At 64.6% G+C, this 14,962-nt stretch carries 12 protein-coding genes; 4 read left to right on the top strand and 8 right to left on the bottom strand.

Annotation, left to right across the window (positions count from 1 at the left end):
- Positions 1–244 precede the first annotated feature (244 nt).
- The 3 genes from VMX79_11035 to VMX79_11025 are packed head-to-tail and all read left to right on the top strand — an operon-like array spanning position 245 to position 2,260.
- On the top strand, positions 245–664 hold the full coding sequence (locus VMX79_11035) for a polymer-forming cytoskeletal protein (GenBank protein ID HUV87631.1): 420 nt from the start codon (positions 245–247) through the stop codon (positions 662–664).
- 41 nt (positions 665–705) lie between these two features.
- Positions 706–2,046, top strand: a complete 1,341-nt coding sequence (locus VMX79_11030; protein ID HUV87630.1) for a TldD/PmbA family protein — start codon at positions 706–708, stop codon at positions 2,044–2,046.
- Positions 2,047–2,059: 13 nt separating this feature from the next.
- Positions 2,060–2,260: a hypothetical protein gene (locus VMX79_11025; protein ID HUV87629.1), complete on the top strand. Its 201-nt coding sequence runs from the start codon at positions 2,060–2,062 to the stop codon at positions 2,258–2,260.
- A gap of 120 nt (positions 2,261–2,380) precedes the next feature.
- Here the strand turns inward: VMX79_11025 and VMX79_11020 are convergent, their stop codons facing one another.
- Together VMX79_11020 and VMX79_11015 are read right to left on the bottom strand one after the other, a co-directional pair.
- Positions 2,381–3,625, bottom strand: a complete 1,245-nt coding sequence (locus VMX79_11020) for a sorbosone dehydrogenase family protein (GenBank protein HUV87628.1) — start codon at positions 3,623–3,625, stop codon at positions 2,381–2,383.
- 24 nt (positions 3,626–3,649) lie between these two features.
- The gene (locus VMX79_11015) at positions 3,650–4,003 is read right to left on the bottom strand and encodes a hypothetical protein (protein HUV87627.1); all 354 of its coding nucleotides are present in this window, start codon (positions 4,001–4,003) and stop codon (positions 3,650–3,652) included.
- Between the two features lie 206 nt (positions 4,004–4,209).
- Between VMX79_11015 and VMX79_11010 the strand changes: the two genes are divergently transcribed.
- On the top strand, positions 4,210–6,663 hold the full coding sequence (locus tag VMX79_11010; protein ID HUV87626.1) for a M28 family peptidase: 2,454 nt from the start codon (positions 4,210–4,212) through the stop codon (positions 6,661–6,663).
- 71 nt (positions 6,664–6,734) lie between these two features.
- Here VMX79_11010 and VMX79_11005 read toward each other — a convergent pair whose 3' ends face one another.
- The 6 genes from VMX79_11005 to VMX79_10980 all read right to left on the bottom strand — a co-directional run bounded on the left by VMX79_11005 (position 6,735) and on the right by VMX79_10980 (position 14,900).
- Complete coding sequence (locus VMX79_11005) at positions 6,735–8,198, bottom strand: nucleoside-diphosphate sugar epimerase/dehydratase (GenBank protein ID HUV87625.1); 1,464 nt, start codon at positions 8,196–8,198, stop codon at positions 6,735–6,737.
- A gap of 25 nt (positions 8,199–8,223) precedes the next feature.
- Positions 8,224–9,054, bottom strand: a complete 831-nt coding sequence (locus VMX79_11000; protein HUV87624.1) for a LytR C-terminal domain-containing protein — start codon at positions 9,052–9,054, stop codon at positions 8,224–8,226.
- A gap of 70 nt (positions 9,055–9,124) precedes the next feature.
- Positions 9,125–9,865 carry a 3-deoxy-manno-octulosonate cytidylyltransferase gene (kdsB, locus tag VMX79_10995; protein HUV87623.1) on the bottom strand — a complete coding sequence of 247 codons (741 nt, stop codon included), beginning with the start codon at positions 9,863–9,865 and terminating at the stop codon, positions 9,125–9,127.
- Between the two features lie 4 nt (positions 9,866–9,869).
- On the bottom strand, positions 9,870–10,382 hold the full coding sequence (rfaE2, locus tag VMX79_10990) for a D-glycero-beta-D-manno-heptose 1-phosphate adenylyltransferase (GenBank protein ID HUV87622.1): 513 nt from the start codon (positions 10,380–10,382) through the stop codon (positions 9,870–9,872).
- A gap of 42 nt (positions 10,383–10,424) precedes the next feature.
- Positions 10,425–11,660: a cation:proton antiporter gene (locus VMX79_10985; GenBank protein ID HUV87621.1), complete on the bottom strand. Its 1,236-nt coding sequence runs from the start codon at positions 11,658–11,660 to the stop codon at positions 10,425–10,427.
- Between the two features lie 144 nt (positions 11,661–11,804).
- Complete coding sequence (locus VMX79_10980) at positions 11,805–14,900, bottom strand: GAF domain-containing protein (protein ID HUV87620.1); 3,096 nt, start codon at positions 14,898–14,900, stop codon at positions 11,805–11,807.
- Positions 14,901–14,962 lie beyond the last annotated feature (62 nt).

The raw sequence follows: 14,962 nt of genomic DNA, 5'->3' as shown, positions 1-14,962 counted from the left end.
TGGTACGGAATCGTTTTCTTTTCGTAAAGGCTCAATACCTGAAACCGGCGCAATTCCCGCTCCTTTAAATACGTCTTCCTCTTCATGATGTGACATTATTACTCGGGAGCTACTTGTGCCATTATTATATGGGAACCACACTCCTCCGAAATAGGAGTTGACACCCGACGGGGCGGATGTTAGATTTCACGGCGATTTCTTTTTACGGATTAAACCACTCCACAAGTACCGCGGCGAGTTGGTTATGGCAAGTAAATCTCAGAAGCGGCGCATAGGCGACGTGGAATACGGTTCGTACATCGCGGACGGCGCCGAGGTCCGCGGCGCGTACCGCGGCCGAACGAATTTGCTCATCGCCGGCACTCTCCGCGGCGACGTCGAAGTGAACGGGACCGTTATGATTACGACGCCGGCGGGCGTGAACGGCGGCGTCTCCGCGGTAAACGTGATCGTTTCCGGCCGCGTCGAGGGCGACGTCAACGCCCGCAAAGTGGCCGAAGTAAGGCGGAAGGCCGTCATAAAGGGCAACGTCGTCGCCCGGGAAGTGTACGTCGAGGAGGGCGCCCAGGTGGGCGGCGAAATTATCGCCCACGGGAAGCGCGGCGTAACGTCCTTCCGGGAGCGGCGCCGCGCCGCCGAAGCGGCCCGCGCCGGGGGCGAGTGACCGACAGCTAATCAATCGGAACCGAGGAGATGCAGTTGACCGTGGAACGTAAAACCGTAGAAGGTATCGCCCAGAAGGGGCTCGAGGCGTCGCAGGCCGACGAGACGCTGTTGTTGGTCGAATCGTACGAACGCGCGTTGACGCGCTTCGGCGAGAACGAGATCCACCAGAACATGAGTGAGAACCACCTCCGCCTGACGGTCCAGGCCGCCGTCGGGAAGAAAGTGGGCGTCGCCCGCGGCAACGTCAACGAAGCGGCGGATGCCGCCCGCGTGGCCGAGATGGCGCTCGCCATCGCCCGCGTCCAGGGAGAGAAGGAAGACTACGCCGGCCTGGCCGAACCGGCCGACTTCCCGGCCGTGAAGGGCTACAGCGAAGCGACGGCCGGTTACGCCGCCGACGAGCGCGCCGACGCCGCCGGCGTGGTTATCGCCGCGGCCAAGGCCGCGAAGATGAAGGCCGCGGGGTCCTTCCGCACCGAGAAGGGCGCGTTCGCGGTGGCCAACTCCAAGGGCGTGATGGACTACCATCCCTACACCGAGGTGGAATTAGTTAGCGTTATCATGACCGACGACGCGAGCGGTTACTGCGAAGGCGGCGGGTGGGACGTGACGACGTTGGACGTCGGGGCGCTGGTGGAGGACGCCGTCCGGCGGGCCGAGCTCTCGAAGAAACCCCGCGCGGTGGGGCCGGGCCAATACGACCTGATCGTCGAGCCCTACGCCATCGACGAGCTTTTCAGCTGGCTCTCTTTCGTCGTCTTCGACACCCGCGCCTACCAGGAAGGCCGGAGCTTGCTCTCCAAGCGGATGGGCGAGAAGATAATGGGCGACAACGTAAGCATCGTCGACGACGGCCTTTCCGCCGAGACGGTCCCCCTTCCCTTCGACTTCGAGGGGGTGCCGCGGCAGCGGGTGACGCTCGTCGACCGGGGCGTCGCGAGCGGCCTGTGCTACGACCTGGCGACCGCGGCCAAAGAGGGTAAGAAGAGCACCGGCCACGCGCTGCCGCCGGGCGCGAGCTACGGCCCCTTCCCGCTCAACATAACCCTCGCGACCGGCGACTCCTCGCTCGAGGAGATGATAGCGTCGATGGAACGGGGCCTCTACGTCACCCGCTTTCACTACGTCAACGGCTTCGTCGAGCCTATGCAGGCGGTCTTTACCGGGATGACGCGCGACGGTACGTTCTGGGTCGAGGACGGCGAGATAAAATACGGCGTCAGGAACCTGCGCTGGACCGAGAGCATGCTGCGCGCTTTCTCGAACGTTAAGATGCTCGGGCGCGAACGCAGACTCGTCGGCGTGTCGGGCGGCATAAAGACGGTCGCGCCGGCGGTATACTTTAAGGACTTCACGTTCACCGGAACGACGGAGCACTGACCGAGGGGGCTTTATGGGAGGAGCGCGGACTAAATCCGTTACGGTGCGGCTCGAGCTGGACGTGAACGACAAACTCGACCGCTATTGCGCCGACGCCGCTCTGTCCAAATCGCTGATCGTCAACAGCGCGTTATCGCATTTTTTACGCGCCGGCGACGCGACGCGTACCGAGATAGTGCGCGAATACGTAAAGCGCGCGAAGCGACGGGCATAGCAACCGGTACGTCGTCGGGCAAGTAAAAATAGGCCGCCGCGAGTCGCGGCGGCTGCAGAACCAATAAACTTCCGAGAAGGGTGCGGACCCGGTTCCGGCACCTTTTTTTCTGCGGGCGTATTAACCCTCGTACGTAATACGGTATACCGCGCCGGCCTTGTCGTCGGACACGAGCAGCGCGCCGTCGGGCGCGACGAGTACGTCGACCGGCCGGCCCCACGCCTTCCGCCCCTGCAGCCACCCCTCGGCGAAAACCTCGTACGAGACGGCGCTGTCGCCGTCGAGGCGTACCGACGTGACGCGGTAGCCGATGGGGGTCGTCCGGTTCCAGGAGCCGTGCTCGGCGATGAATATCCGGCCGCGGTACGCGGGCGGGAACGTCTCGCCGGTATAGAACCGCATGCCGAGAGCGGCTACGTGGGGCCCGAGTTCCCGCGCCGGCGGCGTGAACGACGGCGGCTTTCCCTTCTTCCCGTACTTCGGGTCTAGGGTGTCTTTCCCGTGGACGTACGGGAAGCCGAAGTGCAGGCCGGCCGTCGGCGCCCGGTTGAGCTCGTCGGGCGGTACGTTGTCCCCCATCCAGTCGCGGCCGTTGTCCGTAAACCACAGCTCGCCCGTCTCGGGGTGCCAGTCGAAGCCGACGGTATTGCGGACGCCGGAGGCGAATACCTCGAGCTCGGAGCCGTCCGCGTTCATCCGCATTACCGACGCGTAGCGCTCGTCGGCGCGTTCGCATACGTTGCACGGCGCCCCCACCGGGACGTAGAGTTTACCGTCCGGGCCGAACCGGATGAACTTCCAACCGTGCCACTCGTCTCGCGGGAAGGTGTCGTTGACGACGGCCGGCGCCGGCGGGTCGTCCAGCCGGCCTTCGACGCCGTCGAACCTGATTACGCGGTGGATTTCGGCGACGTACAGCGCGCCGCCGCGGAACGCGACGCCGTTGGGGTTGTTCAGGTCTTCGGCGACCGTCGCGACGGCGTCGGCGCGGCCGTCGCCGTCCCGGTCCGGCAGCGCGTAAACCTTGCCCTGTTTACGCGTGCCGACGAAGAGGGTGCCTTTCTCGCCCAGCGCCAGCGAGCGGGCACCCGGAACGGGGTACGCGTAAACGCCGACGCGGAAACCGGGGGGTAGTTTGATTTCGTCTATGGGAAGGCCGTGGCCCCAATCCTCCGTCGCGACGGCCGCCGGCGCGCCGTCCGCCAGCGGTGCCGCGTCGGTGGGCGGCGGCGTTTTGTCGACGAAGCCGCACGCGGCCGTAAGGAAGGCCGCGGTTATGCCTGCGGCCGCGGCCCCGTAAAACCCGGCCCGGGCGAAGGTATCCCGGGCGAAGCGCCCGCTTGTTCTCGAGCCCCCAAAACGCATAATTTTATTTCGGCGGAAAAGGAGTTACGAGCCGTAATTTTCTACCAGGTAGTCGAGCACCGTTCCCTTCTCGGCGTCGTTCAACTTGGCCCCTGTTTCTATCATCTCGTCGACGATTTTTTCCCAGCCGGCCCGGTCCGCCTCCTCCTTTGCAACGCGCTCGAGGTCGTGGCAAACCGCGCACCGCGTCTCAAGGAGCACTTTACCGGGCGCTTCGCCAGCGGCGGGCGTTTCGACTTCGGTATCGTGCAGTTCCGCCATGGACGCGGGTTGGTCGCCGACCGGTTCGGCCGCGTAGGCTACCTTTTCCTTCGGGCCGCAACCGGCGAGCGCCAGGACGACGGCGGCCGGCAGCATTATAGTAAGAATCCGCAGCATATGATACGTCTCCTTTCCCGGTTCCCCTAAAGCGAGAACGTTGAAGGGTTTATCGGGCGGTACGGCAAAGGCGTTTCGGACAGCGGGGTAAAATTAACATAATCGGAAGCCAATATAAACGGGAAAAGCTGCGGTTCCTCCGGACGTTCTTGACAAGGCCCCTCGAGGGTGGTAACGTTGTGGTTAAAAAACGCATAGGAGAAGATATGAAGTTTATCGCGCTTTTGATATTGACGTACGCCGCCTGCGCCGGGGCGGTCCTTCCGGGCGAGTTGTTGGTCAGCAGTCCCAACCTCGTCGAGCCCTCCGGCGAGGCGGGTATTTGGTATTTGGCGGAGACGCCGGCGGGGTACTTCTACCTGGCGGACCGCCGGGCGCTGCCGCGGCTGGCGCCTTACCGCATCTGGGATGACGACCCCGAGACGTCGACGTATTATCTGGCGTACGAATACTCCCCGGGCGAGGCGGCCCGGGCGGACGCTTTCGGCGACGTGGCCCCCCTCGGCGACGACGCGTACCTTTTGGCGACGACGCGCGGTCGCGAGGCGGATTTGAGTTCGGCCGGCTTGCGGCTCGAGCTTATGCGGTTGGCGCCGACGACGCGGACGTCGGCCCGGGACGCCGGCGAGGAGCCGCCTCCCGCGTACTACGGCGGCGTCGACGCCGCGCTCAAAACGATTACCCGCGAGGAAGTCAAAGACTACCTCCTGACGCTCCAGGATTTCAAAACCCGGTTCTCGTACGCGGAGGGGTACGCCGAGGCCGCGGCCTGGGCGTACGACTTCTTCGACGAGCTGGGGTACGAGACGTCGTACGACGACTTCTTCGGCGTCTCGTTCGACGCCGTCTCGACGCCGACCGACGGCCGCAAGGCCTGGGTCACTACCGACGGCGGCACTATTTACCACACAAAAAACCGCGGCACCACCTGGAAGAAGCAGGACGCTCCCGCCAAGGGGTTCCTGTGGAGCGTCCAGTTCCTAAACGAGAACGTCGGCTACACGGTGGGAGCCGGCGGGACGTGTCTTAAGACCGCGAACGGCGGCGCGACGTGGACCGCGCAGCGCGTGCCTTTCGACGGTTATCTCTTCGGCGTGAGCTTCGTCGACGCGCAAAACGGTTGGGTCGGCGCGGAAGGCGGCCGGATATTTAAGACGTCGAACGGCGGCGCGTCGTGGACCGGGCAGACGACGCCCACGACCGAACGGCTGTACGACATATCCATGGCCGACGCGGCGCACGGTTGGGCGTGCGGCCGGGGGGGCGTCATACTCCGCACCGAAGACGGCCGGACGTGGACGAGACAGAGCAGCAACACCACCGACCGGCTTTACGGCGTCTACGCCGTGAGCGCCGACGAGGCGTGGTGCTGCGGTTGGTCGAAGTTGCTGCTCCACACCACCGACGGCGGCGAGAACTGGACTCGGGTGAACTTGACGGAACCGACCTGGGCCTACTTCTACGACGTTCGCTTCGGCGACGCCCGGCACGGTTACGTCGTCGGGTTGGACGGCGCGTTCCTGTACACCGACGACGGCGGCGCCACCTGGAAATATAAAAAGGTCGACGAGGAAAGCTTCCAGGGTTGCGATTTCACGGCCGGCGCTTTCGGCCTGCTCGCCGGCTCCGCGGCGCTGTACCGGACCGCCGACGGCGGCGGAACCTTCGACTCGTTGGTGGAGAGCTTCGACGACAAGTGGTTAAACGTCGTCGCCGAGAAGAAGGGTAAGGTCAAACCCGACGAAATCGTTATTCTGTGCGGCCACATGGATTCCACGTCCGAAGTGCCGCTGGAGAACGCGCCCGGCGCCGACGACAACGCCTCCGGGACCGCGGCCACGCTGGCCGGGGCGCGCGCCCTGGCCGACCTGGAATTCGAGCGGACGCTCCGCTTCATCGTGTGGGCCGGCGAGGAACAGGGCCTTCTGGGGAGCGCGTATTACGCCCGGAACGCGGCCGAAAATAACGAGAAGATCGTGGGCGTCGTCAACCTCGACATGGTGGCGTATGACGAGGAGGCCGGCCGGCGCGACGATACCTCCAACGTCGCCAACGACGCGTCGAAGTGGCTGGCCGAATATCTTATCGACGTCGGCGGCATATACGGGGTCGGCCACACCTTCGACTTGTTGGTCGAACCGCGCGCCGGCGGCTCGGACCACGCTTCCTTCTGGAACGCCGGGTACGACGCCATCTTCCTCATCGAGGGGACGAAGGGGCCCGGCGGCATACAGGATAACCCCTACTACCATAGTACGCGGGATACCGTCGACAAGCTGAGCATGAAGTTCCAGGTCGACTGCTCCCGCGCCGCCGCCGGTACGGTCGCGCACCTCGCGCACTTGTACGGCGCGGCGGCCGTACCCGAGCCCGCGCCTCCCGCCGGGGGGCCGGAGGCGTTCACGGTCTATCCCAACCCCTTCAAAGCCGGCTCGGGCGTGGACCACATCCGCTTCGCCGGCCTGGACGGCCGCTGCACCATAGAGGTATACGACCTGGCGGGCCGCCGCGTCTTCTCTTATTACCATACCGCGAGAACGACGCATTACGATTGGCTCGTGGTCTCGAGCGACGGCGAGGCCGTGGCCTCCGGCGTCTACTTCTACCGCGTAACGGGCGACGATATGGACGAGGCCGGCAAGCTGGCCGTCGTCCGCTAAGGCGGAATTTTTTACCGGAAAAAGAAGCCGGCCTGCGAAGGCCGGCTTATTATTATGGGGCGTTCGCGCGCCTAACCGAGTTCGGTGGTCGGCACGGTATCGGGGTTATAGGAGGGGACGAGCTCGCTCAGAAGCTTGACGGTCAGCGCGTGGTCCATCGCCGCCGCGGCTTCTTCCAGTTGGCGGATTTTGGGCGCCACTTCGTCGGCCTTGGCCTTGATGGGCGGCGGGATAGCCACCATAATTTCTTCGATGGGGGTTTCCTTCAGGTCCTCGTACGAGGCGAAGAGCTCCTCGCTCAGCCGCTCGCCCGGTTTTATTCCGATAAACTCGAGCGATATGTCTTTCTCGGGAACGTATCCCGAAAGGCGGATGAGGTCGTACGCCAGGTCGACGATGCGCACCGGCTTACCCATATCGAGGATCATTATCTCGCCGTTCTGGCCTATGGCCGACGCCTGGATGAGGAGCTCTACGGCCTCGTACACCGTCATGAAGTAGCGCGTCATATCGCGGTGGGTTACGGTCACCGGGCCGCCCTGGGCGATCTGCCTTTTAAAGAGCGTAATGACGCTGCCCCGCGAACCGAGGACGTTGCCGAAGCGGACCGTAACGAACTCGGTGGGGCCCCGGTCGCGTATGCACTGCACCACCAGCTCGGCGACCATCTTCGCGGCCCCCATGGCGCTCACCGGGTTCACCGCTTTGTCGGTGGATATCAGGACGAAGCGGCCGGCGCCGGCCCGCAACGCCTCCTCCGCGACGACGTGGGTGCCGGTAACGTTGTTCTTGACCGCTTCCTCGATGTTCCGTTCCATCAGCGTGATGTGCTTGTGGGCCGCGGCGTGGTATATGATGTCGGGCCGGTAGCGCTCGAATATCGCCTTCATATGCTCCCGGTCGCGGACGTCGCCCACTACCGGAACGGCGTTCGCGGTCGCGAACTTCTGCTCCAGCTCGAGCGCGACGTTGAAGATGCTGTTTTCGCCGTGGCCCAGCAGGACGAGGAGCGCCGGCTCGAACGACGTGAGCTGGCGGCACAGCTCCGAACCGATGGACCCGCCGGCGCCGGTTACGAGGATTTTCTTGCCGGTTACGCTCTCCCTTATCGGCTCCAACTCGAGGTCGATGGGGTCGCGTTTGAGCAGGTCTTCGACTTCGACGTCGCGGAGCTGGCTCAGGCGCGCGTCGCCGTGGATGATCTCGAAGATGCCGGGTAGGATGCGGTACGTGATGGCCGCCGCCATACACCGTTCCGCGATCCGGCGCACGGCGGCGCCGCCCGCCGACGGCATCGCGATCAGGACCTCGTCGACGCCGTACCGCTCGGCCGCGTTGGCCACTTCGGCGGTTACGCCTACCACCGGTACGCCGGCGACCTCCCGGCCGGTCTTGCTCCGGTCGTCGTCCAGGAAGGCGACCGCTTTCAAGCCCAGCCGAGGATGCTTGGCTATCTCCCGGGCGATCATTTCGCCCGCCTCGCCGGCGCCGCATATGATAACTTTTTTAATTCTGGTCGGGAAAGTGGAATCCATGGCCTTCAACAGCCTACGTTAAGCCTTAGGGCGCCTCCGTCGCCACCGTGTAGTCGTCGCCGATGATGATTTTAACGTCGTAGGAGGAGGGCTCGAGCCGGTCGTCGCCGAGGCCGAAGAGGGCCGCCGCGCGCAACGCCGCGTCGCGCCCTCCTTCCCCCGTTTCTATGACGGTCTTTTTATAATCGAAAGTGGCGGCGTTGCCCATCGCGACGACGGTGTAGCCGTTGGCCTCCAGCCGTTCTCTCATCTTGGCCGCCGCGCCTTCGATGCCGCACCCGTTCAGGACCTCGACGTTGGTATCCTCGGGCGCGGGAACGTTCTTGGCCAAAGCCTCGAGGATAAGTTGCGAAATATCCTGGCCGCAAATAATAGTGAAGTCCACGCGTTCCCGCGGGATATCGGCGGCCAGAGCCGCGGCCATTTCCTCGGCCCAATCCTCGAAACCGTCGCGGAAGTACACCGACGACTCGCCGGGGTACGCTATTTTGGGCCGACTTTGTTCGAAACGCACGGCGTTTCCGCACTCGACGTTGAAGTCCTCCAGTGCCGCGAGGGCGTTCCCGAAGCGCTGCGGGACGCTCGTGCCGTTTACGACCAGCGCCGAGACTCGTCCCGTCGCGGGCGTCGGGACTTCGGCCGTGGCGGCCGTGGCCGGGACCGCGGCCGTTTCCGCGGTCGGCGGCAGCGGCGGCTCCTCCGGTTTTTGCCGCCTGGATTTATAACGGAAGGCTACGATTATAATCGCGACGACGGCCAACGCGGCCACGACGCCGAGTACGACCCGCCACTTGCGGCCCCGCCGCCGTCGTTCGACCCTGACCAGCCTTCCCGATGAAACGCGTTTTTCCGCCATAGTTTAGCGGCCGCCCGGCCGGTGCCTTTATAACATACTTGGGGCGCGCGGGCAAGCTGGGCGAGGCGCCCTACTCGCCGTCCTTCAGGTAGTATTCTACCACCGCCGCCAGGTCCTGCGGCGTGTCTACGCCCCGCGACGTGAAATCGCCTACGACGACGCGGACGTTGAAGCCGTGCGCCAGCGCCCGCAGCATCTCCAACCCCTCGGCCGCCTCCAGCGGCGTAGGCTCCAGCGTCGTAAAACGCAAAAGGAATTCGCGGCGGTAGGCGTAGATGCCGACGTGCTTGAGGTAGGGGAGGTTTACCTGCGGCCGGTACCGGAACGGCACCATGGCCCGGGTGAAGTACAGGGCGTCGCCGTTCCTGTCGACCACCACTTTACAGACGTTGGCCGAGGAGAGCTCCGCGGCCGCGGAGGGCGGAAACGGCCGGGCGAGCGTCGCCATCTGGACGCTTTCGTCGTCGTCGAACGGCGCGGCCACCGCGTCGACCGCCGCGGCCTCTATCAGCGGCTCGTCCCCCTGGATGTTGACGTACACGTCGCCGGCGATCTGGGCCGCTACTTCTGCGACGCGGTCGGTGCCGCTGGGGTGCTCGGCCGCGGTCATAATTACGTCGTCGGTGAAATTCTTCGCGGCGTCGAATATGCGTTGGTCGTCGGTCGCGACGTAGAGGCGCTCGAGGCACGCGGCCCGGGCGCATCGCTCGTAAACCCTTTGGAGCATGGGCTTGCCGGCGACGTCCGCCAGCGCTTTGCCGGGAAACCGGCTCGAGGCGTACCGCGCGGGGATAACGCCCACGACCGTCAAACGCTCAGTCGCCATCGCCGCCTCCCCCGGGACCTTGGCCTTTCGCGATGCGTTCTATGAGCGACGTCGTGGAGTACCCTTTCAGGTACGGCAGCGACAGCACGTCGCCGCCCGCCGCGGTTACGACGTCGGCGCCCACGATATCCCCCGGCCGCCAATCCCCGCCTTTGACCAGCACGTCCGGGACGAGGAATTTTATCAGCTCGAGCGGCGTGTCCTCGTCGAAGACGGTGACGAAGCTTACGCACCACAGCGCCGCGACGACGAGGGCGCGGTCGCGCTCGGCGTTGAAAGGCCGCCCCGGGCCCTTCGCGAGCCGCCGCGCGGAGCGGTCCGAGTTTACGGCGACCGCCAACACGTCGCCCAGCCGGCTCGCCTCCTCCAGGTAGCGGACGTGGCCGGCGTGCAGTATGTCGAAGACGCCGTTAGTGAAGACGACCCTCTGTCCCGCGGCCTGAAGGGCTCTGATGCGGTCGCGGAGGTCGGCGGAGTCCAGAATTTTGCTTTTATCGTCCATTTCGATACCCGGGGATGCCGGCCCTCTCTCGTCGCGTACTCGTCACCGGCCCCATATAAACCGCGATACGCGTCTGCGCGCCGGCTCGAAGAACCACGCCAGAAGCGACGTCCCGCGCGGCCGGCGGACCATCGACAGCTTCAGCAGCGGCGGCGCCAGGAACGTCGTGAGCGCCATGACGACGACCACCGCGGCGAAGAGGTCCGCGGTTACTACGCCCGCGCGGCGGCCGACTTCGGCGAAGATTAGGCCCACCTCGCCCCGCGGCGCCATCCCCACGCCGACGGCGGTGGAGTTGATGCGTCGGTCGAAGACGGTGAACCCGGAGAGCACCTTACCCACCATCGCGATGACGAAGAGTAAACCCGCGACGACGAGTATGGCGTGATTGGCCTCGTTGAAGGGGTTGAAGTAGCGTACGTCCACGTCGGCGCCGACCTTGACGAAGAAGATGGGCGTGAAGACGTACGCCACCGGTTTGAGCTCGCGGGCGATGACCTCGAACTTGCGGGTTCGGCCCAGCGCCAGGCCCGCGGCGAACGAACCGACGATGGCCGCGGAACCGACCAGCTCCGCGCTCAGCGACCACAGGAAGGCGAAAGCGATCGAGCCCACGATGAGCGTTCCGCTGGTGCGGGCCTTGTCTATTATCCGGACCAGGCGCTTCGCGAAGACGTTGCCGATGACGATGGCGCCGATGAAGAACGCCACCGCTACCGCCGTTATCTGTACTATCTTGAGGGGATGAACGTCGCCCGTAAGGGCCAGGTCGCGCACCACGGCCAGTATGATCAGGCCTATGATGTCGTCGGCCACCGCGGCCCCCAGGATAATCTTGGCCTCCGTGGTGTTAAGCTTGCCCAGGTCGGAGAGGACCCGCACCGTTATTCCGACGCTGGTGGCGGTTAGCGTCGCGCCCAGGAATATCGCCACCAGGTTGGTGTAGCCGAAGGCCACCGCGAAGACGAAGCCGCCGACGAAGGGCAGGATAACGCCGACCGCGGCCACCGCCAGCGAGCGCCGCCCCACCGCCAGGAGCTCGCGGATGTCGGTGGAGAGGCCGATTTCGAACAGCAGGATGATGACGCCGATGTCCGCCAGCAGGATGAAGACGTTGGCGTGGGGGTCGACTAATTTCAGGCCCCCTACGCCCAGGATGATACCCGCGATGAGCTCGCCCAGCACCGTCGGTTGGCCGATGCGGTTGGCCAGCTCGCCGAACGCCTTCGCGCCGACGAAGATGAGGATTAACGTTATGAGAAGGTGCGTCAGGTCCATAGCGTGCCGTCGATTGTCGCTATTCTATAATAAACGCGCCCCAGAAGGCAAACCGATTTTGCCGGGGCGCCGGCGCCCGGGACGTATCGAAAAAGCGCCGGCACTCGGCGCTTCCGGTTTACGGGTTCGAGGCCGGGCGGCCTTTTACGACTCATCCGCGGCCGGGACCGTGAAGGTGAACGTCGAGCCCTTGCCCTCCTCGCTTTCGACGTCGATGGTGGCGCCGTGGGCCTCGATTATGGCGCGGGCGATGTACAGGCCCAGGCCGGCGCCGCGCACGCGGCGGTCGCCGTCGGCCCGGAAGGTTTTGAACTTCTCGAAGAGGTGGGGGATGTCGGCCTTCGGGATGCCTACGCCGGTGTCGGCTACGCCTATGGTCACCATCCCGTCGGTGACGCCCCCGGCGAAGATCTTGACCAAGCGGCCCGAGGGGGTGAACTTGAGGGCGTTTCCGACGAGGTTGGAGAGGACCTGGAGCAGCTTGGCCTCGTCGCCCACGATCATCGGGAGCTCGGGCTCGACGGACGTCGAGAACTTTACGCCCTGTTTGCCGGCGATGACTTTGGCGCCGTCGTACGCTTCGCGGACCAGCTCCTCCACCGATATGGCCCGGGGCGTTATTTTGATGCCGGCTTCCTCGAGGCGGTAGAAGTCCAAAATGTTGTTGATGAGGTCTATGAGGCGTTTGGACTCTTTGGGGATGATGCGTACGAGGTTCATAATCCGCTCGTCGACCTCGCCCGCCAGCAGCTCTTCGATGATTTCGCCCGAGCCGAGGATACCGGTCATGGGCGTGCGGAGGTCGTGGACCAGCATGGATACGAAGTCCGCCTTCATCTCGTCGAGGCGGCGCAGTTCTTTGTTGGCGCGCTCGAGCTCCTCCGCCTTTTGGGTAACTTCTTCGATGAGCATCGAGTTGCGGAGGGCGACCGCCACCTGCCCCGACAGCGTCTCGAGGGCCGCGACGTCGGCCTCGTCGAACGCGTTGGGCCACCGGCTCTCGACGTTCAGCACGGCCATGACCTCGCCGCCGATCTTGATAGGAACGGCCAATTCCGACAGCATGGGCGGCAGGAAGTCGACTTCCAGGAAGTCGGCGTCGCGGGTCGTGTCCGGTACGAGCGCGGTTTTACCGGTCCCGACCACGCGGCCGCATACCCCCGAGCTGATGCTCTGGCGGTAGTCGACGCTTAGCGCCTTGGCTGCCCCCTGGACCTTGTACGCCTGTAACAACAGCGAGCGGGAATCTTTATCCACGGAGAGCAGCGTTACGTTCTGAAAGCGGAGGTCGTTTTGCACGCGTTCTACGACGGTGGGGTAGAGCTCGTTGATGTCCAGAACGGAGGATAAGAGATTGCCGATGGCGTTGAGGTCGTATAGCTGTTGGGTGCGTTGGGCCGCTTCCTCGAATAACCTGGCGTTCTGGAGCGCGACGGCGACCTGGTCGGCGAAGGTGGTCAGGATGTCCAGGTCTCCCTGGTGGAAGGCGCCCGGCTCGTCGTGGTAGACGCAGATGCACCCCAAGCTCCGGCCTTCGTAAACGATGGGCGCGTAGATTTCGGACCGCGCGCCGTCGTCGCCTTCGTCCGGGAAGCGGCTGTCGGCCTCGGTATCGACGACGAGCAGCGGCCGGCGCTTTTCGACTACCCACCCCGGCCGGCGCCGATGGGCGGTCAGCTCGGCTATTTCGACGTCCTCGGCGCCCAGGTTCAAGCTCGCGACGATTTTGAATTGCCGGTGGGTATCGTCGTAGAAGTAAACCGCTCCCCGGAGGAAAGCCAGGAAATTCCCGAGCTCTTTCAGTACCCGCACCATTAGTTTTTCGGGGTCGTGGATGGAGTTGATGACCTTCGTGATGTTGGCCATGGCGTGGAGCCTTTTGGTGCGGTTTCTCAACGTTTCGACCGCCGCCGCCTCTTCGGCCACGAGCGCCGCGTAGCTGACGAACAGCTCCAACATGAAAAGGCTTTCGTCGCCCGGCTTCTTGTTTTCGATCGGGTCGTCCAGCACGACGTAGCCGACGGCTTTTCCCTCCCGGCCGTACATTTTGACCAGGAACAGGTCGCGCGTATCCCAATCGCCTACGCGGCCGCCGCCCTCGAGCGGTTTCACCAGTCGTACGAGCTCTCCGGTTTCGGCCCCGAACGGGACGTAGTAGATGTTGCCGCTCCGGTACGGCTGGAGCGCTTCGCCTTCCAGGACGTCCTTCGTCCGCTGCGCCGACTCGAGCGTGCCGGCCAGGGCTTCGATCTCTTCGTCGGTGTAGCCCGCGGAGGCGGTTTGGGCCGGCCCGGCGCCCGGGCCGAAGACCTTCAGATATACCTTTCCCCAACCCAAACCCTTTATCCCTTTAACGATTAACTGGAACTTGTCGGCCAGGCTCTCGTGCTCGCGAATCCGGCCCGCGACGCGGAAGAGGTGGGCCAACCGATTACGCTCGAAGACGAGTCGGTCCGTCTTTTCTTCCAATTCCTGTTCCAGCCGGACGTGCGGCGTGATGTTGTCGTTGACCGCGACCAGGCCGACGACGTGCCCCTGCGGGTCGCGCAGCGGCGAGATCCTGAGGTCGAGGAATTCTTCGCGGCCGAAGCGGTCTTTGTGGCGGAACCGCTCTATGCGGTAGGGTTTGCCCGTCTCCAGGACTTTGTACAACCTCTCGCGGGCCTTCTTGCGGCCCATCTGCTCCAGCTCGAGGTTGGGCAGTAGTTCGAATAAATTGCGGCCCACCGCGTCCTCTTCCGGTATCCCGGACTCCACCTCCTGCCCTTGCGACCAGTACGTTATCCGGAATTGGCGGTCGCAGGCGATTATCCCGACGGGGAGATTGGCCAGGAGGTATTCCTGCGGCGGCCGCGCCGGGCTTTCGCGTTCGGTTTGGATCGTCGCGATTAAAATTTCTTCGCCGTCCGCGGTGGCGGGTTTGGCGTCGAGGGAGGCGTCGGCGATATCGCCCTCGCTCGATATTATTTTTACGGGCACGGCCGCGACGCCGCCCTCGGCCCGGGCGCGCGTCCAAAGGTCGTCCACCTGGCCTTCGCCCCCCGTGAGGATGCCGGCGAAGCGCCGGCCGACGATGTCGGCGGCGTCGTAACCGAATATCGTTCCGGCGGCGTTCGCGGCGGCCGCGATTATGCCGTCGGCGTCGACGATAAACGCCGGCCTACCGCCCAGGCTGGCGGCCTGAGCCAACGCGGCCGTAAAACCCGCGGCGGCGTTACTAGGGTGAGGGGTCTTCGCCATTTTACGTTGGTATGCGCGCCGGCGGGCCGGTCCGCGTTCCCCGCCGGCCGCACGACATCGTT

It is taken from the genome of bacterium, assembly GCA_035529855.1.
GTDB lineage: Bacteria > RBG-13-66-14 > B26-G2 > WVWN01 > WVWN01 > WVWN01.
Note: the sequence above shows the minus strand (reverse complement) of the source record. Positions and strands in the feature narration are given on the sequence as shown.

What these genes read in the sequence shown, in the direction of transcription:
- rfaE2 (HUV87622.1), bottom strand. Translation starts at nt 10,382, where the DNA reads ATGGACGATAAAAGCAAAATTCTGGACTCCGCCGACCTCCGCGACCGC.
- VMX79_11000 (HUV87624.1), bottom strand. Translation starts at nt 9,054, where the DNA reads ATGGCGGAAAAACGCGTTTCATCGGGAAGGCTGGTCAGGGTCGAACGA.
- VMX79_10980 (HUV87620.1), bottom strand. Translation starts at nt 14,900, where the DNA reads ATGGCGAAGACCCCTCACCCTAGTAACGCCGCCGCGGGTTTTACGGCC.
- VMX79_11015 (HUV87627.1), bottom strand. Translation starts at nt 4,003, where the DNA reads ATGCTGCGGATTCTTACTATAATGCTGCCGGCCGCCGTCGTCCTGGCG.
- VMX79_10985 (HUV87621.1), bottom strand. Translation starts at nt 11,660, where the DNA reads ATGGACCTGACGCACCTTCTCATAACGTTAATCCTCATCTTCGTCGGC.
- VMX79_11035 (HUV87631.1), top strand. Translation starts at nt 245, where the DNA reads ATGGCAAGTAAATCTCAGAAGCGGCGCATAGGCGACGTGGAATACGGT.
- VMX79_11020 (HUV87628.1), bottom strand. Translation starts at nt 3,625, where the DNA reads ATGCGTTTTGGGGGCTCGAGAACAAGCGGGCGCTTCGCCCGGGATACC.
- VMX79_11010 (HUV87626.1), top strand. Translation starts at nt 4,210, where the DNA reads ATGAAGTTTATCGCGCTTTTGATATTGACGTACGCCGCCTGCGCCGGG.
- VMX79_11025 (HUV87629.1), top strand. Translation starts at nt 2,060, where the DNA reads ATGGGAGGAGCGCGGACTAAATCCGTTACGGTGCGGCTCGAGCTGGAC.
- VMX79_11005 (HUV87625.1), bottom strand. Translation starts at nt 8,198, where the DNA reads ATGGATTCCACTTTCCCGACCAGAATTAAAAAAGTTATCATATGCGGC.